The organism is Acidovorax sp. FW305-C-20-28 (genome assembly GCF_058783375.1).
In genome coordinates this window covers 1-22,132 of record NZ_JBYSYM010000053.1, presented here as the reverse complement: position 1 = coordinate 22,132, position 22,132 = coordinate 1, and the positions used below count along the sequence as shown (strand labels likewise).

Below are 22,132 nucleotides of genomic sequence, written 5' to 3'. Positions count from 1 at the left end.
CCCCCCCGCTGGAAAGGTATGCACCTTGCAAGCGCGGGCAACGCCCCAGACGCCTCCCCCCAGGCAGGGCAGTCCGACAGCCAGGCGCGTGCGCGGCAGACACCACCGCAGAGCATCCACAGGATCCCCCATCACGCCGCGCCAGCAGCCAGCGAGGTCCTTGCAACGCCGGGCCGGCGAGTTCGCCCCCCGCGCTTGCCGAGAGGCCCCCTCACCCACCATCCAGGCCGCACTGCGGGAGCGTCGGTTGGGAAGAGCGCACGCTCTTCATGAGGGCGCAGCCAGACGGCAACATCGTTGAATTCGCACAATGCTTTTGTGCGATACCAATCGTTACACTGGCCCACTGGCACTATCGCAGCGCCCCTGAGCCGCCATTGCGAAGGGATGTACCGCAGGGCTGTCCGCCATTTCTAGCTATCAACGTCCACATGGTTGCAACCATTCTCGTCGGCATGCTGTGCGCACACCTGCTGTGCTTTTCGGTGATGTTCTGGCTCGTCAGCAAACGCCTGCACGGCAACAAGATGGGGATGGACATTTTTGCGATGGGCAACCTGCTGCTGGGCTTTGCCTATGTACTGCAGTTGGCTGAAGGAGGCCCCGCCTGGAGCCTGGTGAGCGTCGTCAATCACACGTTCACACTGGCCGCCCCCGTCGCCTACTGGCTCGGAGCCATGCGCTTTTTTGGGCTTCCAGCCCCTTTCTGGCGCCCCTTGCTCGCAGTGGCCGTGGCCTACAGCGCCGCGCAGTTGCTGGTGCAATGGGGCCTGGGCCCGGTTGCCCGCTACGCCATGCTCTCGGGCATGTCTGCACTGCTGTTCCTGGCCATGGTCATCACCGTGGTCCATGGCGTGCGCACATTTGCCAAGGACCTGTATGCAGAGATGGTATTTTTTGCGGTCCTCATCAGCGGCATTTGCGTGCTCAATGCACTCAAGTTCATGAAGCTTGTGGATGGCGGCCTGGACGCACTGCAGATGGACGGCAGCTTTCAATTGGTGTTCTACATCTACATGTCGTCCCTGGCCACGGTGTTGCCGCCTGCGATCATCTGGCTGGTACTGCGCCGCTTGACCGATGCGCTGCGAAACCTCGCTGCGCGTGACCCGTTGACGCAGTTGCTCAACCGCCGCGGACTCTCAGAAGCACTGCAGATGTATTTCAACTCCCGCAAGGCCGTGCCTGCGTACCTGCTGCTGGTTGACATCGATCACTTCAAACGCATCAACGATACCCATGGCCACCAGATCGGAGATACCGTCTTGCGCCATGTGGCAGAGGTACTTCGCGGCGCGGTGCGCCGGGGCGACCTGGCAGGCCGCATCGGTGGCGAAGAATTCCTGATCATCTGTCTGGACTCCGACATCCACGGAGTTCGGCTCCTGGCCGAGCGCTTGCGCTCAGCCGTCGAAATGCAAGCAGTCCAGACCGCCGGCGGGGCCCATCCGCTGCACTGCACGGTCACGATGGGGGTTTCGAATCCATTCGCTGACGCGCACGCCTTCGAGGGCGCCATGCAAGAAGCCGACGCCGCACTCTACCGTGGCAAGGCCGCTGGACGCAATCGGATCGAGTGGCCCCAGATGGCACACAGCGAGCCGCCAGCCCCGATCGTGAGCGAATCCACCACGTAAGTCCCGGGGCGCGCGCGTCAGTCCATCGAGATACTGGCCCTCGGCCTCCACCGCCACCTGGGGCAGAGGCATGCCCTCGCGCTCGAAGACGGCCAGCAGGTGCCGGCGCGCCGCACCGTGCTGGGGCACCATGACCCAGGAGAACCGCGCCAGGCGATCCAGGCCCAGCGCATCGGCCGCCCGGCTCAGGCTGCCGCTGCGCACGACTTCGAGAAAGGCGCTGAGCTCGGACGGGGAGATGCTCATCGCGCTGGCGCATATCGGAAGCGGCCCTGCTGCCACACGCGCGGCTGGGCGCTGGCATGATCGACGGGCCATGCTCAACGAACTCAAGACCTTCATCGCCGTGTGCCGCCACGGCAGCTTCGCTGCGGCGGGCGAGCGCATCGGGCTGACCCAGTCCGCGGTCAGCAGCCAGATCAAGCGGCTGGAGGAATCGCTGGGCTTTGCCCTGTTCGACCGCACCGGCCGCTCCGCGACTCTCAACGCAGCCGGCCAGGCCACGCTGGCCCGGGCCGAAGAGATCCAGGCGCTGTACGCCCGGCTGGCCGACCTGCCCGGCGAAAGTGGCGCCGCACAGGGCCTGCTGCGCATCGGCGCCATCGCCTCGGCCCAGCCCACCCTGCTGGCCCGTGCGCTGGCTGCGCTCAGGGCCGCCCACCCCCAGTTGCGCGTGCATGTGACCCCGGGCGTTTCCATGGGGCTGCTGGACGCGCTGGACGCGGGCCAGATCGACGCGGCCCTCATCATCCGCCCGCCCTTCGGCATGCCGCCCGAACTCACCTGGCAGGCCCTGGCCCAGGAGGCCTTCGTGCTGCTCGTTCCGGCCGGCACGAAGGGCCGCGACTGGCGTGCACTGCTGCAGGGCCACCCCTTTCTGCGCTACGAGCGCAGCTCCTTCGGCGGCCGCATGGTCGAGCGCTTTCTGCACCGCGAAGGCCTGGCGGTGCGCGATGCCGTGGAGGTGGACGAAATAGCGGCGCTCATCCACTTGGTCGCCCTGGGCGTGGGCGTGGCGCTCGTGCCCCAGGTCGAGGCCCACCTGCCGTTGCCGGCCGGGGTGCGGGTGGTGCAGCTGGGCGAGAAGACCTTCTACCGCGAGATCGGGCTGCTGCAACGCCGGCCGCGCGCGAGCCCGCCGGCCGTCGCCTTGCTGGCCGAGTGCCTGCGGCAGGCGGCAGGGCCTGCCCCGGGCAAAAAGCGCACCGGGCGCAAGGCCAGGGTGTGACCGTACCCTGGGCTACTTGGCAAACAGCGAACCGAGGTCCGCAAAGGACTTCATCTCCACGGCATTGCCCGACGGGTCGAGGAAGAACATGGTGGCCTGCTCGCCAGGCTCGCCCTTGAAGCGGATATAGGGCTTGATCACGAAGTCGGTGCCGCGCGCCGTCAGCTTGTCGGCCATGGCCTGCCACAGCGCGATGGGCACCACGGCGCCAAAGTGGCGCACCGGCACATCGTGGCCATCGACCGCACTGTGGCTGCGGTGCCCGCACTCCTGGGGCGCCAAGTGGGCCACGATCTGGTGGCCGAAGAAGTTGAAGTCGATCCAGTTCTCGGAGCTGCGCCCTTCCGGGCAGCCGAGCAGTTCCCCGTAGAAAGCGCGCGCCTCGGCGAGGTCGCGCACCGGAAAGGCCAGGTGGAACGGGATGGGGGACGAAAGGTGGGAGCCCTGGGGCAGGATGGCGGAAGTCATGGGGTGTCTGTGTCTGCTTGCGTATGGATGACGAGCAGACTGTAGGCAAACACGGCCCCCATGAAAAACGATAGTTCTGCGTGCTGAGCACCACCAAAATCGATGGATTGCTTTCAGGCCACTTCGCGCAAAGAGGCCCTCAAGATCTTGCCCACCGGCGACTTGGGCAGCTGATCGCGGAAGATGATCTGCCGCGGCACCTTGTAGGCCGTGAGCTGGGTGCGGCAGTGGCGCTCCACGTCCTCGGCAGTCAGCGCGGGGTTGCGCGGCACGACAAAGGCACGCACGGCCTCGCCGGTGCCGGCGTCCGGCACACCGATGACGGCGGCCTCAGCGATGCCGGGGTGGGCGGCGAGCACGTCTTCGACCTCGTTGGGGTAGACGTTGAAGCCCGAGACCAGGATCATGTCCTTCTTGCGGTCCACGATGCGGATGAAACCGCCCTCCTCCAGCTGCGCGATGTCGCCCGTGTGCAGCCAGCCATCTTGGATGGCACTGGCACTGTCTTCCTGCGCATGCAGGTAGCCGGCCACGACCTGCGGCCCTTGCACCAGCAGCTCGCCGCGTTCGCCCTGGGGCAGATCGCGCCCCTGGTCATCGACCACGCGCACACGGCAGCCCGGCATGGGCACGCCCACGGTGCCCAGGCGCGGCGTGGCCGAGGGTGGGTTGCACGAGACGATGCACGACGTTTCCGTCATGCCATAGCCTTCGAGGATGGGGCAGACCAGGGCCTGCCAGGCCTGCGCGGTCGATGTGCGCAATGCCGTGCCGCCCGAAAACGCATAGCGCAGCTTCGGTGGATGGGCCTGGAACCAGGGCTCGGCCATCAGGCCGGCGAACAAGGTATCGACGCCCGCCGTCCACTGCACGTCGAATTGCTCGAAGGTCTTTTGCAGGTTGGACATGGGGCGCGGGCTGGGCACCAGCAGGTTGCGCGCACCGGCCTGAAAGAACACCAGGAAGTTCACCATGAAGGCGAACACGTGGTACATGGGCAGCACGGTGAGCATGGTCTCGCCCTGCTTCGGCCCATCGTAGGCGTCGAGGAAATCGCGCGTGATGCGCAAGGTGGCCAGGATGTTGCTGTGGGTGATGACAGCGCCCTTGCTGCGCCCGGTGGTACCGCCGGTGTACTGGTACACCGCCACGGGGTGGCTGCGGTGTTCGACGGGCGCCAGCGCCTGACCGCGCACCAGCGCATCGGCCATGCGGGGCAGCGGCGCTGCGGCGGGGTCGGCAGGGCCGGCCATCTTGGCGCGGATGGCCGAGGCGATGGGTTCGTCAAAGAAGTCCCACAGGCTGGCCGTGAGCACCGGCACGTCCAGGTCTGCGGCCACGGGCCCCGCCACCGGCAGGAACAGGTCGCACACCAGCAGCAGCTTGGCGCCGCTGTCTTCGAGCTGCAGGTGCAGCTCCCGCCCGGTGTACAACGGGTTCACATTGGTCACGATGAGCCCGGCCTTCCATGCACCGAACACCGCAATCGGGTAGTGCAGGCAGTTGGGCATCTGCAGCGCGAGCACCTCGCCCGCCTGCAGCCCCTGCTCGCGCACCAGCCAGACGGCAAAGGCGTCCGACAGCGCATCGATCTCGTTGAAGCTGCGCACCACGTTCGCGCCCGTGGGCAGCACAAAGGTGAAGGCGGGCTGGTCCCCATGATCGGCTGCGGCCTGCGTGGCCAGGTGCGCGGCATTGGCGGACAGTGCCGCCAGGTCCAGCTGGTAGTGGCGCAGGGCCTCGGGATAGGACCCATCCCAGGGCATGGGTGGTGGCGGTGCGGCGGTGGCGGTCATGGGCTTGTCTCCTGTCTCTTCTTTTTTATGAACGCATCAGGCCTTGGCCTTGAACGCGGGGAGCTTGTCACCCAGCCGCGCGCCCATTTCGGCACCCAGCGCCTGCAGGCCGCTCAGGGGGCGCACCATGACTTCGAACTCGATGATCTGGCCCTGCTCGTTGAAGCGCACCAGGTCGATCCCCTTGAGCTGTTTGTCGCCCACGCGCGCGCTGAACTCCAGCACGATGTTCAGGCCGTCGTCGGTGGCCAGCTGGCGGTGGTAGGTGAAGTCCTCGAACACCTGGATCACGGTGGACAGGGCCAGCATCAGCGCCGGGGCCGAGGTGTAGGCCGTGTTCGCCATGGGCGAACGGAACACCGCATCGGGGTGCACCATGGACAGCAGGTTCGACAGGTCGCGGCTGGCCACCATGTGGTGCCAGGTGTCGAGCGAGCGGGCGACGGCGGGGTGGATGTTCTTCGGGGCTTCGGTCATGGGATGTCTCCTCTGGGTGGATTGAAAGAAATCAGATGCGGGCAGCGAGCGTCGTGCCCTGCAGGATGGCGCGCTTGGCATCGAGCTCGGCGGCCACGTCGGCGCCGCCGATGAGGTGGGCGCTCTGGCCCGCGGCCACCAGCGCGTCGTACAGCTGGCGCAGCGGCTCCTGGCCGGCGCAGACCACGATGTGGTCGACCTCGAGCACCTGGGGCGCACCGCCGTCGATGGTGATGTGCAGGCCCGCGTCGTCCACGCGCTCATAGGCCACGCCCGAGCTCATGCCCACGTTGCGCGCCTTGAGCGAGGTGCGGTGGATCCAGCCCGTGGTCTTGCCCAACTGGTCGCCCACCTTGCTGGTCTTGCGTTGCAGCAGGTGCACCTGGCGCGCGGGCGCCTCCACCTGCGCGGCGCGCAGGCCGCCGGCCTGGGCATAGGCGGTGTCGATGCCCCATTCGTCATTGAACTTGGCCGGCGCCAGGGCGCCGCTCTCGCCTTCGTGCGTAAGGTACTCGCCCACGTCGAAACCGATGCCACCCGCGCCGATGATGGCCACGCGTTGGCCCACGGTTTTCTTGTCGCGCAGCACATCGAGGTAGCTCAGCACCTTGGGGTGGGTGATGCCATCGATGTCGGGTGCGCGCGGCTGTATGCCCGTGGCCACCACCACCTCGTCATAGCCCTGGCCCGCCAGGTCGCTGGCCTGCACGCGGGTGTTCAGGCGCACGTCCACGCCGTGCAGCTCCAGTTGGCGGCGGTAGTAGCGCAGGGTTTCGTAGAACTCTTCCTTGCCCGGCACCTGCTTGGCGATGTTGAGCTGGCCGCCGATCTCGGCCGCCGCGTCGAACAGCACCACTGCATGGCCGCGCTGCGCGGCGGTGACGGCAAAGCTCAGGCCGGCCGGGCCGGCACCGACCACGGCGATGCGCTTCTTCGCAGCGACGGGGGCGATGACCAGTTCCGTCTCATGGCAGGCGCGCGGGTTGACCAGGCAGCTCGTGATCTTGCCGCCGAAGGTGTGGTCCAGGCAGGCCTGGTTGCAGGCGATGCAAGTGTTGATCTCGTCGGCCCGGCCCTGGCGTGCCTTTCGCACGAAGTCGGCATCGGCCAGCAGGGGCCGCGCCATGGAGACCATGTCGGCACAGCCTTCCGCCAGCAGGCGCTCGGCCACCTCGGGCGTGTTGATGCGGTTGGAGGTGATGAGCGGTATGCGCACCTTCCCCATCACCTGCTTGGTCACCCAAGCATAGGCAGCGCGCGGCACCTTGGTGGCGATGGTGGGGATGCGCGCCTCGTGCCAGCCGATGCCGGTGTTCAGGATGGTAGCGCCCGCCGCCTCGATGGCCTGGGCCAGCTCGATTACCTCGGCCAGCGTGGAGCCGCCCTCCACCAGGTCGAGCATGGACAGGCGGTAGATGATGATGAAGTTCGGCCCCACGCGCTCGCGGGTGCGCCGCACGATCTCCACCGGGAAGCGCATACGGTTGGCATAGCTGCCGCCCCATTCATCGTCACGCTGGTTGCTGCGCGCGGCGATGAACTCGTTGATCAGGTAGCCCTCGGAGCCCATCACCTCCACCCCGTCATAGCCCGCATGCTGGGCCAGTGCGGCGCAGCGCGCGAAGTCTTCGATGGTCTGCTCCACCTCGTCGGCCGTGAGCGCATGCGGCACATGGGGGTTGATGGGGGCGCGCAGGGCGCTCGGGGCCACCAGATCGCGGTGGTAGGCATAGCGGCCGAAGTGCAGGATCTGCATCGCGATCTTGCCGCCCTCGGCATGCACGGCCTGGGTCACCTTGCGGTGCTGCTCGGCCTCGTGCTCGTTGACCAGCATGGCACCGCCCTGCATGGGCCGGCCGCGCTCGTTGGGCGCAATGCCGCCCGTCACGATGAGCCCCACCTCGCCGCGCGCGCGCTCGGCATAGAAGGCCGCCATGCGCTCGAACCCATTGGCCACTTCTTCGAGCCCCACGTGCATGGAGCCCATGAGCACGCGGTTTTTCAGGGTGGTGAAGCCCAGGTCCAGCGGGGCATGCAGGTGGGGGTAGGGACTGCCGCCGCCGGCCGCCTGGAGGGCCGGGGCAGGTTTCAGGACAGCGCTCATCGGGGTCTCCTTGTGTTTATGCAACCAGTTGCACAAATATAGCCAGCATCCCGTTTTTATGCAACCAGTTGCATAAACAATCGAGAGCGCTCCCGATTCAGGCAAGATGGCAGACTCCGCAGCCTCCTCCCGCGCCCTCTTTCGATGTCCCTGCCCCACGCCCTTCTCACCGCCCTGGTCGAGCACCCCTGCTCGGGCTCCGAGCTTGCCGAGCGCTTCGACAAGTCCATCGGCTACTTCTGGCACGCAACGCACCAGCAGATCTACCGCGAGCTGGCTCGGCTGGAGGAGTCGCTGTGGATCGAGGCCCTGCCGGCCGAGACGGGCCGCGGCCGCAAGCGCCAGTTCCGCCTGCTGCCCGCAGGCCGCAAGGAACTGCGCCGCTGGATCGCCGAGCAGAACGACCCCACGCCCCTGCGCGACGAACTCATGGTGCGCCTGCGCGCCGAGGCCGCCGTCGGCCCCACGGGGCTGGAGAAGGAAATCGCCCGCCTGCAGGCCATGCACCAGGACAAGCTGGCCGTCTACCAGCGCATCGCGCAGCGCGACTTCATCGGCAAGGAGCCAAGCCGCGAGCGCCGCCTGCAGCACCTGGTGCTCAAGGCCGGCATCCTGCAGGAGGAGCTGTCGCTGGCGATCGCGAAAGAGGCGCTGGAGATACTGGGCGACTCCGCCCCCTCCTGAGGTCCCCTGGCCACACACCAGCCGCCACGCCATGACCAGCCCTTGGGAGTGCCCCCAATGCCAGCGCCAGTTCACCCGCAAGAATCAGCGCCACGCCTGCGGAACCGGTGAACGCAGCGCCGTGCTGCGCAACCGGCCGCCCGAGGTCGTGGACCTGTTTGGCGCGCTGGGGCTCTTTGCCCGGTCGCTCGGCCCCGTGGAACTGGTGGCCCGCGAGCGCTATGTGCTGTTCCGCAGCCAGCGCATCTTTGCCGATGCCGTCATCATGGCCGACGCCGTGCGGCTCGCCATCCACCTGGGGCGCCAGGTGGACCATGCGCTGTTCATCAAGGTCGTGGCCGATCGCAAGCAGGTCACGCATGTGGCCAGGCTGCGCAGCCCGCAAGACCTGACGCCATGAAGCCGCTGCTGCAGGAGGCGTACGCGCACTCCCTGGCCTGAGCGCCGCAGCGGCCTGAGAACCTGTTCACGATCAGGCTCCTAGAACGTTTCCCAGTCCTCTGTCTTTTCACCCGCCTTGGCAGGCAGCTTGGCGACCGGCAGGCCGGGGGACCTGGCGGCAATGGCCGTGGCCGAGGGCCTGCGCGTGCCGGGCGCGGGCACCGGCGCAAATCCCTGGCCGGCCTCGCTGCCCAGCTTGAACACGCTGACCGCCTCGACCAGGCGTGCGGACTGGTTGCTCAGGCTGTCCGCCGCGGCGGCCGACTGCTCTACCAGGGCCGCATTTTGCTGAGTGACCTGGTCGAGCTGGCTTACGGCATCGCTGACCTGGCTGATGCCCATGGTTTGCTCGGTGGTGGCGGCGCTGATGTCGCTGATCAGGTCGGCGACACGCTTGACCTGCGCAACGATGTCGGTCATGACGGCACCCGCATCGCCCACCTGGCGGGTGCCGGCCTCGATCTTCTCGACGCTGTCGCCGATCAGGGTCTTGATCTCCTTGGCCGCGGCCGCCGAGCGCCCTGCCAGGCTGCGCACCTCCGATGCCACGACCGCGAACCCGCGCCCCTGCTCGCCGGCGCGGGCCGCCTCCACGGCCGCATTGAGCGCCAGGATGTTGGTCTGAAAGGCAATGCCGTCGATGGTGCCGATGATGTCGGTGATTTTCCTGGAGCTGGCCGCGATCTCGTCCATGGTGCCCACCACCTGGCTGACGACGGCCCCGCCCTTGGTCGCGGCCGTGCTGGCCGACGAAGCCAGTTGCGTGGCCTGGCGGGCCGTCTCTGCATTCGACTGCACGGTGGAGGTCAACTCCTCCATCGACGCGGCGGTCTCCTCCAAGTTGCTGGCCTGCTCTTCGGTGCGCTGGCTCAGGTCCTGGTTGCCGGTGGCGATCTCGCTGGCCCCGGTGGCAATGCTGTCGCTGCTGGTGCGCACCGCGCCCACCACGGTGACCAGGCTCTCGTTCATGGTCTTGAGGGCCTGCAGCAGCTGCCCGGTTTCATCGCGGGACGTGACCTCGATCTGCGAAGTCAGGTCGCCCGACGACACGGTCTGCGCCACCTGCACCGCGCGCGCGATCGGCACCGTGATGGAGCGCGTGATGGCCCAGGCGGCCAGCACCCCCAGCGCAATGCCGATGGCGCACAGGGTGAGCATCAGGATACGCGCCATGCCGTAGGCGGCCTCGGCCTCCTCGGCGGCCTGGACGTTGAGCTTGTCCTCCAGGTCCGCCAGCTCGCCCAGGGTGTTCAGCCACAGCCTCAGCGGGGCCTGCAGCTGGTTCATCAGGACCCCGGTCGCCTCGTCATTCTTGTTGGCCAGGCCCAGGGAGACCACCTTGTCGACGATGGGCATCGCCGCAGTCTTCATTTCGCGGATCCTGGCAAAGAGGTCCTTCTCCTCCTTGCTGGTGCTGGCGATGTCCGTGAACATCTTGTCCAGCTTGTCTTGCGCGGCATCGTAGTTGCCGCGGTAGCGCAGCAGCTCCTCGTTCACCTTGCGCATGGCCCCTTCGTCGGACAGCAGCACGATGTCCCGGCTCGCAATCGCCATCTGGTTGACGGCGATGCGCATGGCGACGGCCAGGCGGGCCTCTTGCGTGTTGATCTTCGCGATGTCGTCGAGCCGGTGCTGGACATCCCCCATGCGCGATATCCCGAGGGACGATACCCCCAGAAGCAATGCGAGCATCAGGCCAAAGCCCAGCGCCAGGCGCAGGCCCAGTTTGAGATTCTTGACGGTATTCATGGCGTCTCCTGGTGGTGGAAGCCGCGTCTGCACAAGCCATTGAATCCATTCACAGGCTGTTACAGCCGGCTGTGTCCATGGTACGCGCCGGCGCAGAAATTGGATGCGCAAAGATACGTATCTGCTGGAATTGATGCCCGGCAGCAATTCCATAGAAAAATCCAAAATATCCGTTAAATATTTGATTTTCAAAGGATTTTTCCGTCAAGCACTTGTCAACGGGGGTGCTGGACAGGGCGTCGCGCCACCCATTTCCGGAAGACGGGCCCCGGCGCGGCAGCCGGGCCGGGCCTTGCCGGTAAGCTGTGGCCAGGAGGTGGCGGGGAGAAACCGGGCGAAGTTGGTGCATCCGCAGCGGGCACTACACTCGCTGCCGATCAACGAGGATGATGAAGGACACGATTGCCCATGCCCCACCCCGACATGGAATGGATGGACCTGTTTGGTCTGGCCTACACCGATGAGGCTGTGACCGCCTTCCTGGCAAAGCACCCACCTCACAAGGCCGACAAGCCCAGCGATGGCAGCCAGTACATCGTTTGCCGGGCCGGGGGGTTTGATCTGCTGTTCGACACCCGCCATGCGGAATCTGCCCCCGCCAGCAAGCGGCAGGACCGCAGGCTCTCGGGCATCTTCTTCTACAACGAAGGGGTGGACAAGCACCAGCGCTATCCCGGTCCGCTGCCCCTGGGCTTTGCCTTTGGCGATGGCAGGCCGGGCCTGCTGCAAAAACAGACGCCCGAACGCACCTGGGTCATCGGCGAAGGCCGCGTGCCCGTGGACCACCCCGAGCCCGACCATGACCGCTGGGACTTCGCGCCCCTGCAGGTCAGCGCGCACTATGGCGATGGCACCGAGATCCGCTACTTCACGGTGAGCCAGCCCAGCGGCAAGCCCGAATGGAAGCCGGCCGAGACCTGGCAGTCCCTGGCGCTGGTGCCCGACCGCAAGGCCGATGCCATCCAGCTGTACCGCGCCAAGCACAACGTGGGCATGGCCGAGGCCAAGCGGGCGGTGGAGCAGCACGCGGCGCAGGCTGGTGGCGCATAGCCGGCCACGACCGGGCCACGAGTTCTCTTGATACCTATCGGATGGCCGGGTTGCCAGGAACGTCGAACCGCGTCCAGCGCTCGCCATCGAAGCACGCCATGTCCTTGGCGCCCACGGACCACAGCACCCCGCCCTGCGCCTCGACGACATTGGCATCGGCCAGCTCCGGCGACAGTCCGGTCTGCACGGGCTGCAGGCACTGCTGCGCTTCGTCGTAGACAAACAGGCCCAGGTTGCCGGCCACATAGAGCCGGCCGCCAAACCGCTCCACGCTGCTGATGCGCAGGGCGCTGTCGCCCGTGCCGGGCAAGGGCTGGAAGCCGCCGGCCACATGGCCCGCCAGCAGGGTGCCGTTGGCGCCGCCGACCATCACATCGGTATCGCTGAACACGCGCAGGCACAGCAGTTGCTCGCGTGTGGTGCTTGCCACAGGCGTCCACTGGCGGCCATCGCCATGGAAGATCTCGCCGTCCAGCCCCACCACGTAGATCGACGATTCGCTCACCCCGCCCATGGCCATGAAGCAGCGCTCGGTCGAGCCCTCCACCAGCACCCCGGCATCGGCATGCTCCCAGCGCTCGGGGCCGGTGCGCCGGTAGATCTGGCCCGCATCGCCGCAGGCATACAAGGTCTTGCCGATGGCGGCCACATCCATCAGGTAGCCGTAGTCCTTGGACCACTCGCCGTGCAGCCCGGCGTCCTGGATCACTTCGTACGAGCCCTGGTCCGCGCCCTGGACGACAATCTCCACCGACCCTTCCCACGACAGCGCGACATACGCGCGCTTCTTACCCTTGGCGTGGGGCCAGACGCACATCGCAATGATGTGCAACTCCACATCGTCATGGCTCCAGCCCCCATCTTCCTCCTCCTGCAGGTCCAGGCTGAGCATGCGGGTCTCGTCGACCTCATAGGGGTCGATGTCGTCGCGGTAGGCGGCCAGCCTGAGGTAGTCGGATTCGACCACCACGGCGGTGACGAGGCTGATGGTGGGTTCGGCTTTCTTCTTTCGTGCCATGCGCATCCGTTCAGGGGGTGGTGTTTGCCGATGGTGTGCGCAACGATCCCTGCGCTTCCTCGATGAGCCAGTCGCGGAACGCCGCCAGCCGCGGCAGGCTCGCGCACTCGGCCCGGTAGACCACGTAGTAAGCCAGGGGCGATGCGAAGGCAATGCCCGGGAACAGCCGCACCATGCGCCCGGCGGCCAGGTCGTCGTGTGCCATCACGCTGCGCGCCAGGGCGATGCCCTGACCGTCGATGGCGGCTTGCAGCACGGCAGCGGAGTTGTTGATCTTGAGGCCCCGACGGGGCACCTTGCCGGCCACGCCCGCCTGGCGCAGCCAGCCATCCCAGGTCGGGAAGCCCGAGGGCCCGTCCATCGACAGGTCGTGCACCAGCGTGTGCTCCAGCAGGTCCGCGGGCTTGCGCGGGCGAGCGCGCTGGCGCGCCAGGGCGGGCGCGCACACCGGGTAGACCTCTTCGGCCATGAGCGGCTGCGCCACCAGGCCGGGCCAGTGGCCTGCGCCATAGCGCACGCCCACATCGATGCGCTGGGCCACGAAGTCCACGGGCTTGAGGCTGGTGTCCAGGCGCACGTCGGTATCGGGCCACGCAGCGTGGAAGCGCTCCAGCCGCGGCAGCAGCCACTTGGCCGCGAACGAGGGGCTCACGGTCACCGTGAGCACGCCGCTGGCCGAGCCTTCCTTGAGCCGCTCCAGCCCCAGCGACAGCCGGTCAAAGCCGGCGCGGATATCGGTGAGCGCGCGCTCGGCCGCATCGGTGGCAGTCAAGCGGGCCCGCCCGCTGCTGCTGCGGTGGAACAGCGGCGTGCCCAGCCAGTCTTCCAGAGCACGCACGAGCTGGCCCACGGCCGCGGGCGTGACATGCAGCTCCTCGGCCGCGGCCGAAAAGCTCTGGTGGCGCGCACTCGCCTCGAAGGCGCGCAGGGCGTTCAGGTGCACGGGCAGTTTCATGGTCCAGTGAGATAGTTTTTCTTTCAGTCAACCACACTTTATCTCGTTTGCCGCAAAAGCACCTGCTCGAAACAATCACCCCCATCGAACAGATCCTCTTTTCCACCCCAGAAAGGTTTCGGCATGAACACCCATTCCATCAATAGCAACAAGCCCTTCCAGGGCCGCAAGCTGCTCGTCGTCGGCGGCACCAGCGGCATGGGCCTGCAGACCGCACGCACCGTACTCGCCCAGGGCGGCAGCGTGGTCATCGTGGGCCACCGCGAAGACAAGACGAACGCGGCCCGCGCCGAGCTGTCGGCCCTGGGCCCGGTGGCGACCATCACGGCCGACCTGTCGCGCAGCGAGGGGCTGGCACGCCTGCTGGCGGCGCTGGACGAGGAGGCGCACCAGGGTATCGACCTGCTGGTCAACGCCGCAGGCGTGTTCTTCCCCAAGCCCTTCCTGGAACACCAGGGTGCGGACTACGACCAGTACATGCAGTTGAACAAGGCTTTCTTCTTCATCACCCAGAAGGTCGCGGCGGCCATGGTGACCCGGGGCCGCGGCGGTGCCATCGTCAACATCGGCTCCATGTGGGCGCGCCAGGCCATCGCAGCCACGCCGTCGTCGGCCTACTCCATGGCCAAGGCGGGCCTGCACTCGCTGACGCAGCACCTGGCGATGGAACTGGCGCCGCGGGGCATCCGCGTCAACGCCGTATCGCCCGCCGTGGTGCAGACGCCCATCTACGAAGGCTTCATCCCCAAGGCCGAGGTGCACAGCGCGCTGCAGGGCTTCAACGGCTTCCACCCCATCGGCCGCGTGGGCACGCCCGAGGACGTGGCCGAGGTGATCGCCTTCCTGCTCTCGGACAAGGCCGGCTGGGTGACCGGTGCGATCTGGGACGTGGACGGCGGCGTGATGGCGGGCAGAAACTGACGCCGCTGAGGGCCGTTTCTGCTGGCGGCCCCTGGACGGCGTCTTCTCCTACAAACCAGGCCGCATCGGGCTGCGTACTCGAAGGGAGACCACACACAAGCACCGCACGGGCCGGCCCGGGATGGTGATCTCGCACGGAGGGCGTCCCGGCATGCAGCCAGGTGTGCGCCCTCAAATCCCATGGCACCGGCTGGTCTGCAAGGGGCTTCTTCTTGTCCCCCTTGCGCAGTCTTCAGGAGAAGCTACATGTCTGATTCCTCGAACATCATCGACGTCTTGCAGCAACGCGCGGACAGGCGCGCGGACCGTCGGCACTTCTTTCGCAAGAGCGGCGGCTTTGCGCTCGGCATGGCAGGGGGCGCCGTGCTGACCGCCTGCGGCGGTGGCGGTGGCGATGCCATTGCCCAGGCCTTCAAGCCGACCGACGTGGAGATCCTGAACTTTGCGCTGAACCTCGAATACCTCGAATCGCAGTTCTACCAGTACGCGGTGTTCGGTACGGGCCTGCCCGCGGCCATGCTGACGGGCACCGGCACGCAGGGCGCCGCTGTCGGCGGGCGCGCCGTGGCCTTCAAGGACCCGGTGGTGGCGCAGTACGCCCGCGAGATCGCCAAGGACGAGCAGGACCACGTGCGCTTTCTGCGTACGGCGCTGGGCTCGGCCGCGGTGGCCCAGCCGGCCATCGATGTGGGTGGCACGGACCCCAACGGCGCTTTCTCGGTGGCGGCACGCGCCGCCGGCCTGGTGGGGCCGGGCCAGGCGTTCGATCCCTATGCGAGCGACGAGGCGTTTCTGCTCGGCGCCTTCATCTTCGAAGACGTGGGCGTCACGGCCTACAAGGGTGCCGCGCCGCTGATCGAGAACAAGACCTACCTGGAGGCCGCCGCCGGCATCCTGGCCGCCGAGGCCTACCACGCGGGGCTGGTGCGCACGGTGCTGTACTCCAAGGGCCTGGCCACGCCCACGCTGCGCAGCTCGGCCGACTCGATCGCCAAGGCGCGTGATTCGCTGGACAACAGCAAGTCACAAGACCAGGGCATCTCGGGCTCGGCCGACATGTCCAACATCGTGCCGCTGGACGACAACGGCATCGCCTACAGCCGCACGCCGGACGACGTGCTCAACATTGTCTACCTGAACAAGGAGGCCGTGACGCGCGGGGGCTTCTTCCCATCGGGTGTCAACGGCAACCTGAACCTGAGCAGCGCCTTCGCCTGACCTTGACCGTGCGGCAGCAACCCACGCCACGTGCGTCTGCGCGGGCGTGGGTTGCGCGCATGTCCACGCAACCCTCACCGGCCCCTTCTTCAGGACCTTGCCATGAACAACAAGCTCGACACCCCCGCGCCACTCGCCCATGCGGCTCCCGTCGCCGCTGCCGGGGGCGCCTTGCGATGGCGGCAGCTCATCGGCTTCGCCATCGTGGCCGGCGGCGCCGCCATCCTGTTGAATGCGGCCTACCAGAGCCTGGCGGCCAATGATCCGCGCATGTCGGGGGCCCTGCTCGGCGGCCTGATGGCAGCACTGGCCACGGCCCTGGGCACTGTGCCGGTGCTGCTGTCGCAGCAGTTCTCGCAGCGCGCCTACGACTCCATGCTGGGCTTTGGCGCGGGCGTGATGCTCGCGGCCAGCTCCTTCTCGCTGGTGATCCCGGCGCTGGCGGCGGCCAAGGCGCAGGGCGCGGGCGGCTGGGGCGCGGGCGGCATCGTAGGGGCGGGCATCCTGCTCGGCGCGGCGCTGCTGCTGTTCATCGACCGGGCCGTGCCGCACGAGCATTTCGTCAAGGGATTGGAAGGCCCGCAGGCCAAGGCGATGAAGCGGGTGTGGCTGTTCGTGCTGGCCATCAGCCTGCACAACCTGCCCGAGGGTCTGGCCATCGGCGTGGCCTTTGCCGGGCCCGATGCGCTGGGCGCGCAGGCGCTGGCCACGGGCATCTCCATCCAGGACGTGCCCGAGGGCATGGTGGTGGCGCTGGCGCTGCGCAGCGTGGGCTACGGGCGCATGCTCTCGGCCGGGCTGGGCGTGCTGTCGGGGCTGGTGGAACCGCTGGCCGCCGTGTTCGGCGTGCTGGTGATCGGCCTGTCGGCCAGCCTGCTGCCCTGGGGCCTGGCGGTGGCGGCCGGTGCCATGCTGTTCGTGATCAGCCACGAGATCATCCCCGAGTCGCACCGCAAAGGCCACGAGGCCTATGCCACGGGCGGGCTGATGCTGGGCTTCGTGATCATGATGCTGCTGGACACGGCGCTGGCCTGAGGCACGGAGGACGGCAAGGCAGTCCGCCAGAGGCTGCAGCACGCCCTGCACCACGGGCGCCAATCCGTTAACCTAGCCACTGCCGCGCGCCATGCAGCGCCCTGCGGCGCGTCCCCATCACCTGCAGCTCCGCCGTTCCTCCATTCCATGACAAGCACCCCGGCCCCCTCGTCCAACGGACTGTTGTTCCGTGTCTCCTGCGCGCATGCGGTCAGCCACCTGCACATCATGGCCGTGCCGGCCATGCTGCCGCTGTTGCCCCAGGCGCTCGATGCAAGCTTTGTCGAGCTGGGCTTCGCCATCGGGGTGTTCAACGTGGTCACCGCCCTGGTGCAGGCGCCGCTGGGCTTTGCGGTGGACCGGTTCGGCGCGCGGCGCATGCTGATCGCGGCGCTGGCGCTGGGCGCGCTGAGCTTCGGGCTGCTGGCGCTGGTGCCCAGCTATGCCTGCCTGCTGGTGGCCATGGCGCTGGCCGGGCTGGCCAACGGCGTCTACCACCCGGCGGACTATGCCCTGCTGTCGCGCGGAATCGACGCGAAGAAGATGGGGCGCGCCTTCTCGATCCATACCTCGGCGGGCTACCTGGGCGGCGCGCTGGCGCCGCCGCTGATGGTGGGCATCGCCGTCACGGCCGGCGCGCAGTGGTCGTTTGCCATGGCCGCGCTGGCGGGTGCCATTGCCCTGGCCTGCGTGGCCGCAGGCGGGCAGGCGCCCGCCGCAGCGCCAGCAGCCCCACCCCAGCCAGGCAAGGCGAAGGCCACGGCAAGCGCCGCGGCCGGCCGCCCGCTCAAGACCCCGCTGCTCACCCTGGTGGCCCTGACCACGCTGTTCACCCTGCTGAGCCTGAGCACCGGCGCCATCGACAAGTTCTCGGTCAGCGCCTTGATGCAGGGCTTTGCCGTGCCGCTCTCGGTGGCCAATTCGGCGCTCACCGCCTTCCTGTTCGCCAGCGCGGCCGGCGTGCTCGCAGGCGGGGTGCTGGCCGACCGCACACGGCACCACGGCGTGCTGGCCGCGGCCGCCTTCGCGCTGGCGGCCGCGCTGGTGGTGGCGGTGATCCTGGTCAGCCTGCCGCCGCTCGCGCTGGTGGTGGCGCTGGGGCTGATCGGCTTTCTGACCGGGGTGGTCGCCCCCTCGCGCGACATGCTGGTGCGCGCCGCCTCGCCGGTGGGGGCCGAGGGCCGCACCTTCGGCATCGTGTCCACCGGCTTCAACATCGGCGGGGTGCTGGGCCCCCTGCTGTTCGGCCTGCTGCTGGACAAGGGCCTGGCCACCAGCGTGCTCTGGGCCTCGGTGGGCTTCATGGTCGCCACCGTGGTGATCGTGCTGCTGCAGGAGCGCAGCCTGGCAGCGCAGCAGCCCGCGCTGGCGGGCCGGTAGGCCCCCTGTCGCCCGCTGCGACAGCGACTGCAGTACGCCGTCCGGCGTATTTATGATCAATGGCCAATTCTTCATACTGGGCGGGCCCTGGCACCACACCACAATGCCATGGCACCACCCGCCCATGGAACGCTTCACCATCTCCCTTGACGAAGAACTCGCGCACGAATTCGACCATCTGATCGCCGAGCGCGGCTACAGCAACCGCAGCGAAGCGGTGCGCGACATCCTGCGCGGGCACCTGGCGCAGCTGCGCGAGACCCACGACCAGGACGGCCCCTGCGTGGCCAACCTGTCCTACGTCTACAACCACCATGAGCGCGAACTGTCCGAGCGGCTGGCCCACCACCAGCACGACCACCACGCGCTGACGATTGCCAGCACCCATGCCCACCTGGACCACGACCACTGCATCGAGACCGTGCTGCTCAAGGGCCCGGCCAGCGCGGTGCGCCGCTTTGCCGACAGCCTGGTGGCCGAGCGGGGTGTGCACCACGGGCAGTTGAACCTGGTGATGGCCGACGCCAGACCCGCGCCCCACACGCACGGCAAGCGCCAACGTAAGAACCCCGGGCACGCTCACTGAGAGCGGCGCGCCACTCCGCCCGACCGCGGGGCAAGGGTCGCCTGCCTGCGGCCACAAGCTTGGCGAAATTCCAGTACATCACACCCCCATGAACCGCCCCGCTGTCCGTCCCCACCATCGTCCTCTGTCCCTGGCCATTGCCCTGGCACTGGGCGCTGGTTGCGCTGCTGCACAGGAAGCAGTACCCACTCTGAGTACCATCGAGATCAAGGGCCAGGCACTGCAACAGGGCGCCGCGTCGGCCTACTCCAGCACCCGCTTCGACAGCGAGGAGATCGCCGAGAAGCATGTGAGCCAACCCACGGAACTGCTGCGCCATGTGCCCGGCATGAACGTGCAGAACTACCAGCTCTCGGGCGTGGCCGACACCATCGTGATGCGCGGCTTTGGCGGCGGCGGGCATGGTGGCGACGTGGGCGTGGTGCTCGACGGCATTCCCCTCAACGAAGCCATGTCGCATGCCGACGGCTATGTGGACCTGAGCGTCATCGTGCCGCTGGAGATCGAGCGCTTCACGCTCTACAAGGGCCCCGTGTCGGCGCTGTACGGCAATTTCAACCGCGCCGGGCTGATGGCGGTGGAGACGCGCAAGCGCGGCGAATACCGGGAGGTGGATGCCAGCCTGGGCTCCCACCGCACGGTGGATCTGCAGGGCGCCTGGGGCCTGCCGCTGGGTGAGGGCGAGTACGTGAACCTGGCCGCGCAGCACTACCGCAGCGAGGGCTTTCGCGCGCAGTCGGAGTTTCACCGCAGCACCCTGGCCGGCCGCTGGAGCAAGCGCATCAGCGCCGAGCTGGACGTGGCCCTGTCGGGCCGCTGGCACGAGGCCGATGGCGATTCGCCCGGCTACATCACCGCCGAGCAGTTCGCGCAGAACCCTTACGGCAAGGACCCGCGCGCCATGAACGACGGCGCCAGCAAGCACTTCGCCACGCTGCGCATCGACGTGAACTACGCTTTCTCGCCCGAGGTGAAGCTGCTGACCTTTGCCTACACCACGCAGCAGGATTTCACACGCTGGTTCAGCCGCCCGGTCAACGCCAGCACCTGGCGCCAGCGCGAGGAGACCTACGACCGCAAGGTCTACGGGGCCGGCACCAGCCTCAACGGGCGCACCGCCATGGGCGGCACGCCGCTCAACTGGGTGGCGGGGCTGGAGACCTTCCGCGAATCCACGCAGTACCAGTACTACGATGGCCTGGACAACCGCGCCCGCCTGGCGCCGGCCATCAACGACCGCACGTCCAAACTCAACAGCGTGTCGGCCTTCGGCGAGATCGAGGCGCCCATCCACGCCCTGTTCAAGCCCTCGGCCGGCCTGCGCTGGGACCGCTTCACGGGCAGCTGCGCACGCGATGGTGCCGAAACCGCCACAGACCCCTGCGGCCCGCTGGCGAAGATGTCGCACGCCAGCCCCAAGCTCGGGGTGCGCTCCGACATGGCCCCCGGCGTGCAACTGCGCGCCAGTTGGTCCGAAGGCTTCGCCCTGCCCAGCACCTTTGCCAAGTACGCGCTGGGCGCCGCAACGCTGGACCCGAACATCTTCCGCCAGACCGAGGTGGGCGCGCAGTTCAAGCCCATGCCAGGCCTGATGCTGGATGTGGCGGCCTACCGACTCACCTCCAGCGACGAGATCCGCACCGTGGCCCCGGGCGTGTACGAGAACTACGGCGCCACGCGCCGCAGCGGCGTGGAGGCCAGTGCCCTGTGGGCCGCGCACCGCGACGTGGACCTGTCGCTCACCTACGGCAGCGCGCATTCGCGCGTCACCGAGAACGGCAACCCCGCCCTCATCGGCAAGCAGGTGGCCGGCGTTCCCCGCTACATGGCCACGGTGAGCGCCACCTGGCGCCCGGTTGCCGACTGGTCCACCACCGCCACCTGGCGCCGTGTGGGCGCCTATGCGGTGAACGCCGACAACAGCGTGGGCTACGGCGGCTATGCCACAGTGGACCTGAGCGTGGCGTACAAAGTGGACAGCCGCTACGAGATCTACGCCGCCATCGCCAATGTGAGCGACAAGGCCTATGCCACCTCGGCATCGGTCATCGGCGGCACACAGGTCTTCGCCCCGGGCGCACCCCGCACCTTCAAGATCGGCGCCAAGCTCGTGTTTTAAGAAAGAGCCATCCCATGAAGCCAATCACCCTCCTGACCGCCACGGCCCTCGCCCTGATGGCGCACCAGGGCGCTGCCCAGGCCCACAATGTCTGGCTGGAGCCCGATGCCGGCGGCGGCTACCTGGTGCAGTTCGGCGGGCACGAGGGCCAGCTCGAGACCTACCCCGCCGACAAGCTCAAGAGCGTGCAGGCCTTCGACCGCCGCGGCCGCAAGATCGACGTGGCGCTGGAGCCCAAGGCCGACGGCGTGCGCGTGAAGCCCGAGCGCCAGGCCGCCCTGCTGGCCGCGCATTTCGACAACGGCTTCTTCAGCAAGACCGAGGGCAGCAGCATGGTCAACAAGCCCATGACCGAGAACCCCGGAGCCACCAGCGGCGTGCATGCCTTGAAGTACCACAAGACCCTCATCCAGTGGGGCGTGATCGCCAAGCAGCCGCTGGGCCAGCAGTTCGAGATCGTGGCGCTGGATGCCGATACGCCCCACGCCGGAAAGCCGATGCGCGTGCGCGTGCTGTTCGATGGCAAGCCCATCGAGGGCATCCGCCTGTCGCTGGGCGAGAAAGGTGCGGCTGTGACCACCGCGGCCGATGGTACGGCCACCGTTACGCCTGTGGCGGGGAACAACCAGCTGCTCGCGATTCGCCGCGTGCCGGTTGTCGGGGACCCACGCACTACCAGTAGGAGTTGGGAGTATCTGCTGGCGTTTCCGGCGCATTGAGGATTGGGTGCGTTGGTGCGCGTTGGTTGCTATTGTTGCTTTGCTGAGGGCGGGAGCCGGGATGTGCGCCCGGCGGCGCAGTAACTTTCTCTTGCGTCGCCAAGAGAAAGTCACCAAAGAGAAGGCGCCCCCCAGTCCGCGTCCCCCATCGCCCTGTCGGGCGCTGGGGGCAGCCTGCGATGCTCGGAACTGGGGTGGTGCCGATGAACTCGCTACGTTCCCCCTGCGGGCGAACTCCGCTCAGACAGCATCGGCAAGCTAGATGACGAAGCGTGTGTGTCCTTCGGCACACACGCCCACCCCAGCTCCTGCGTTTCTCGGCGCAGCCAGCAGGGGTGGGGAGCGGGGGCAAAGACGGCTGCTGCTTTCGCAGCTGCGCCTGGGGTCGGTGACGCGCTGCGCGCCGCCGACGCCGAAGCGCAGCGAGGCGCCATGGGGCCGAGCGAAGCGATGGCCCGTGTCGGTATCCACCCCCTTCTGACCGTGCCGAGAAGCGCAGAAGCTGGGGTGGCGCGTGTGCCGCAGGACACACGCGCTTCGTCATCTG

At 67.7% G+C, this 22,132-nt stretch carries 20 protein-coding genes; 12 read left to right on the top strand and 8 right to left on the bottom strand.

Going from position 1 to position 22,132, the window contains the following annotated elements:
• The first annotated feature begins 431 nt into the window (after nt 1–431).
• Together AC3WOH_RS32995 and AC3WOH_RS32990 are read left to right on the top strand one after the other, a co-directional pair.
• Complete coding sequence (locus AC3WOH_RS32995) at nt 432–1,637, top strand: GGDEF domain-containing protein (protein ID WP_492233555.1); 1,206 nt, start codon at nt 432–434, stop codon at nt 1,635–1,637.
• A 316-nt stretch (nt 1,638–1,953) separates the two neighbouring features.
• Nucleotides 1,954–2,865 (top strand): LysR family transcriptional regulator, encoded by a 912-nt coding sequence (locus tag AC3WOH_RS32990; RefSeq protein WP_492233554.1) that lies wholly within the window; start codon nt 1,954–1,956, stop codon nt 2,863–2,865.
• 12 nt (nt 2,866–2,877) lie between these two features.
• Here AC3WOH_RS32990 and AC3WOH_RS32985 read toward each other — a convergent pair whose 3' ends face one another.
• The 4 genes from AC3WOH_RS32985 to AC3WOH_RS32970 all read right to left on the bottom strand — a co-directional run bounded on the left by AC3WOH_RS32985 (nt 2,878) and on the right by AC3WOH_RS32970 (nt 7,710).
• Complete coding sequence (locus AC3WOH_RS32985) at nt 2,878–3,333, bottom strand: VOC family protein (RefSeq protein ID WP_492233553.1); 456 nt, start codon at nt 3,331–3,333, stop codon at nt 2,878–2,880.
• Nucleotides 3,334–3,446: 113 nt separating this feature from the next.
• Complete coding sequence (locus AC3WOH_RS32980) at nt 3,447–5,129, bottom strand: long-chain-fatty-acid--CoA ligase (protein WP_492233552.1); 1,683 nt, start codon at nt 5,127–5,129, stop codon at nt 3,447–3,449.
• 36 nt (nt 5,130–5,165) lie between these two features.
• A complete protein-coding gene (locus tag AC3WOH_RS32975) occupies nt 5,166–5,606 on the bottom strand; it encodes a nuclear transport factor 2 family protein (RefSeq protein ID WP_492233551.1) in 441 nt (146 codons plus the stop codon).
• Nucleotides 5,607–5,637: 31 nt separating this feature from the next.
• A complete protein-coding gene (locus tag AC3WOH_RS32970) occupies nt 5,638–7,710 on the bottom strand; it encodes an oxidoreductase (protein ID WP_492233550.1) in 2,073 nt (690 codons plus the stop codon).
• A 144-nt stretch (nt 7,711–7,854) separates the two neighbouring features.
• Here AC3WOH_RS32970 and AC3WOH_RS32965 point away from each other — a divergent pair, with 144 nt between their 5' ends.
• Together AC3WOH_RS32965 and AC3WOH_RS32960 are read left to right on the top strand one after the other, a co-directional pair.
• The gene (locus tag AC3WOH_RS32965; RefSeq protein ID WP_492233549.1) at nt 7,855–8,394 is read left to right on the top strand and encodes a PadR family transcriptional regulator; all 540 of its coding nucleotides are present in this window, start codon (nt 7,855–7,857) and stop codon (nt 8,392–8,394) included.
• 31 nt (nt 8,395–8,425) lie between these two features.
• Complete coding sequence (locus AC3WOH_RS32960; RefSeq protein ID WP_492233548.1) at nt 8,426–8,794, top strand: DUF5655 domain-containing protein; 369 nt, start codon at nt 8,426–8,428, stop codon at nt 8,792–8,794.
• 80 nt (nt 8,795–8,874) lie between these two features.
• On the opposite strand, the gene AC3WOH_RS32955 is transcribed toward AC3WOH_RS32960, so the two are convergent.
• Both AC3WOH_RS32955 and AC3WOH_RS32950 read right to left on the bottom strand, forming a co-directional pair.
• Nucleotides 8,875–10,584, bottom strand: a complete 1,710-nt coding sequence (locus AC3WOH_RS32955) for a methyl-accepting chemotaxis protein (RefSeq protein ID WP_492233547.1) — start codon at nt 10,582–10,584, stop codon at nt 8,875–8,877.
• A gap of 49 nt (nt 10,585–10,633) precedes the next feature.
• Entirely contained in the window at nt 10,634–10,792 is a 159-nt protein-coding gene (locus AC3WOH_RS32950) for a hypothetical protein (RefSeq protein WP_492233546.1), read from the bottom strand.
• A gap of 200 nt (nt 10,793–10,992) precedes the next feature.
• Between AC3WOH_RS32950 and AC3WOH_RS32945 the strand changes: the two genes are divergently transcribed.
• Nucleotides 10,993–11,634: a hypothetical protein gene (locus tag AC3WOH_RS32945; protein WP_492233545.1), complete on the top strand. Its 642-nt coding sequence runs from the start codon at nt 10,993–10,995 to the stop codon at nt 11,632–11,634.
• Nucleotides 11,635–11,668: 34 nt separating this feature from the next.
• On the opposite strand, the gene AC3WOH_RS32940 is transcribed toward AC3WOH_RS32945, so the two are convergent.
• Both AC3WOH_RS32940 and gcvA read right to left on the bottom strand, forming a co-directional pair.
• The gene (locus AC3WOH_RS32940) at nt 11,669–12,652 is read right to left on the bottom strand and encodes a beta propeller repeat protein (protein ID WP_492233544.1); all 984 of its coding nucleotides are present in this window, start codon (nt 12,650–12,652) and stop codon (nt 11,669–11,671) included.
• A 10-nt stretch (nt 12,653–12,662) separates the two neighbouring features.
• The gene (gene gcvA / locus AC3WOH_RS32935; protein WP_492233543.1) at nt 12,663–13,607 is read right to left on the bottom strand and encodes a transcriptional regulator GcvA; all 945 of its coding nucleotides are present in this window, start codon (nt 13,605–13,607) and stop codon (nt 12,663–12,665) included.
• Nucleotides 13,608–13,730: 123 nt separating this feature from the next.
• Here gcvA and AC3WOH_RS32930 point away from each other — a divergent pair, with 123 nt between their 5' ends.
• The 7 genes from AC3WOH_RS32930 to AC3WOH_RS32900 all read left to right on the top strand — a co-directional run bounded on the left by AC3WOH_RS32930 (nt 13,731) and on the right by AC3WOH_RS32900 (nt 21,585).
• Nucleotides 13,731–14,528 carry an SDR family NAD(P)-dependent oxidoreductase gene (locus tag AC3WOH_RS32930; protein ID WP_492233542.1) on the top strand — a complete coding sequence of 266 codons (798 nt, stop codon included), beginning with the start codon at nt 13,731–13,733 and terminating at the stop codon, nt 14,526–14,528.
• A 246-nt stretch (nt 14,529–14,774) separates the two neighbouring features.
• On the top strand, nt 14,775–15,746 hold the full coding sequence (locus AC3WOH_RS32925) for a ferritin-like domain-containing protein (protein WP_492233541.1): 972 nt from the start codon (nt 14,775–14,777) through the stop codon (nt 15,744–15,746).
• Between the two features lie 102 nt (nt 15,747–15,848).
• Nucleotides 15,849–16,781, top strand: a complete 933-nt coding sequence (locus tag AC3WOH_RS32920; protein ID WP_492233540.1) for a ZIP family metal transporter — start codon at nt 15,849–15,851, stop codon at nt 16,779–16,781.
• 147 nt (nt 16,782–16,928) lie between these two features.
• Nucleotides 16,929–18,161 carry an MFS transporter gene (locus AC3WOH_RS32915; protein WP_492233539.1) on the top strand — a complete coding sequence of 411 codons (1,233 nt, stop codon included), beginning with the start codon at nt 16,929–16,931 and terminating at the stop codon, nt 18,159–18,161.
• A 124-nt stretch (nt 18,162–18,285) separates the two neighbouring features.
• Nucleotides 18,286–18,747 (top strand): nickel-responsive transcriptional regulator NikR, encoded by a 462-nt coding sequence (gene nikR / locus AC3WOH_RS32910; RefSeq protein WP_492233538.1) that lies wholly within the window; start codon nt 18,286–18,288, stop codon nt 18,745–18,747.
• Between the two features lie 88 nt (nt 18,748–18,835).
• A complete protein-coding gene (locus AC3WOH_RS32905; protein ID WP_492233537.1) occupies nt 18,836–20,866 on the top strand; it encodes a TonB-dependent receptor in 2,031 nt (676 codons plus the stop codon).
• Nucleotides 20,867–20,880: 14 nt separating this feature from the next.
• Complete coding sequence (locus AC3WOH_RS32900; protein WP_492233536.1) at nt 20,881–21,585, top strand: DUF4198 domain-containing protein; 705 nt, start codon at nt 20,881–20,883, stop codon at nt 21,583–21,585.
• Nucleotides 21,586–22,132: the final 547 nt, after the last annotated feature.

Excerpts from the sequence above, each read along its gene's own strand:
- AC3WOH_RS32940 (WP_492233544.1), bottom strand. The coding sequence starts at position 12,652 with ATGGCACGAAAGAAGAAAGCCGAACCCACCATCAGCCTCGTCACCGCC.
- AC3WOH_RS32915 (WP_492233539.1), top strand. The coding sequence starts at position 16,929 with ATGACAAGCACCCCGGCCCCCTCGTCCAACGGACTGTTGTTCCGTGTC.
- AC3WOH_RS32980 (WP_492233552.1), bottom strand. The coding sequence starts at position 5,129 with ATGACCGCCACCGCCGCACCGCCACCACCCATGCCCTGGGATGGGTCC.
- AC3WOH_RS32975 (WP_492233551.1), bottom strand. The coding sequence starts at position 5,606 with ATGACCGAAGCCCCGAAGAACATCCACCCCGCCGTCGCCCGCTCGCTC.
- AC3WOH_RS32990 (WP_492233554.1), top strand. The coding sequence starts at position 1,954 with ATGCTCAACGAACTCAAGACCTTCATCGCCGTGTGCCGCCACGGCAGC.
- AC3WOH_RS32905 (WP_492233537.1), top strand. The coding sequence starts at position 18,836 with ATGAACCGCCCCGCTGTCCGTCCCCACCATCGTCCTCTGTCCCTGGCC.
- AC3WOH_RS32945 (WP_492233545.1), top strand. The coding sequence starts at position 10,993 with ATGCCCCACCCCGACATGGAATGGATGGACCTGTTTGGTCTGGCCTAC.
- AC3WOH_RS32900 (WP_492233536.1), top strand. The coding sequence starts at position 20,881 with ATGAAGCCAATCACCCTCCTGACCGCCACGGCCCTCGCCCTGATGGCG.
- AC3WOH_RS32985 (WP_492233553.1), bottom strand. The coding sequence starts at position 3,333 with ATGACTTCCGCCATCCTGCCCCAGGGCTCCCACCTTTCGTCCCCCATC.
- AC3WOH_RS32955 (WP_492233547.1), bottom strand. The coding sequence starts at position 10,584 with ATGAATACCGTCAAGAATCTCAAACTGGGCCTGCGCCTGGCGCTGGGC.
- AC3WOH_RS32960 (WP_492233548.1), top strand. The coding sequence starts at position 8,426 with ATGACCAGCCCTTGGGAGTGCCCCCAATGCCAGCGCCAGTTCACCCGC.
- nikR (WP_492233538.1), top strand. The coding sequence starts at position 18,286 with ATGGAACGCTTCACCATCTCCCTTGACGAAGAACTCGCGCACGAATTC.
- AC3WOH_RS32970 (WP_492233550.1), bottom strand. The coding sequence starts at position 7,710 with ATGAGCGCTGTCCTGAAACCTGCCCCGGCCCTCCAGGCGGCCGGCGGC.
- AC3WOH_RS32965 (WP_492233549.1), top strand. The coding sequence starts at position 7,855 with ATGTCCCTGCCCCACGCCCTTCTCACCGCCCTGGTCGAGCACCCCTGC.
- AC3WOH_RS32920 (WP_492233540.1), top strand. The coding sequence starts at position 15,849 with ATGAACAACAAGCTCGACACCCCCGCGCCACTCGCCCATGCGGCTCCC.
- AC3WOH_RS32995 (WP_492233555.1), top strand. The coding sequence starts at position 432 with ATGGTTGCAACCATTCTCGTCGGCATGCTGTGCGCACACCTGCTGTGC.
- AC3WOH_RS32930 (WP_492233542.1), top strand. The coding sequence starts at position 13,731 with ATGAACACCCATTCCATCAATAGCAACAAGCCCTTCCAGGGCCGCAAG.
- gcvA (WP_492233543.1), bottom strand. The coding sequence starts at position 13,607 with ATGAAACTGCCCGTGCACCTGAACGCCCTGCGCGCCTTCGAGGCGAGT.
- AC3WOH_RS32925 (WP_492233541.1), top strand. The coding sequence starts at position 14,775 with ATGTCTGATTCCTCGAACATCATCGACGTCTTGCAGCAACGCGCGGAC.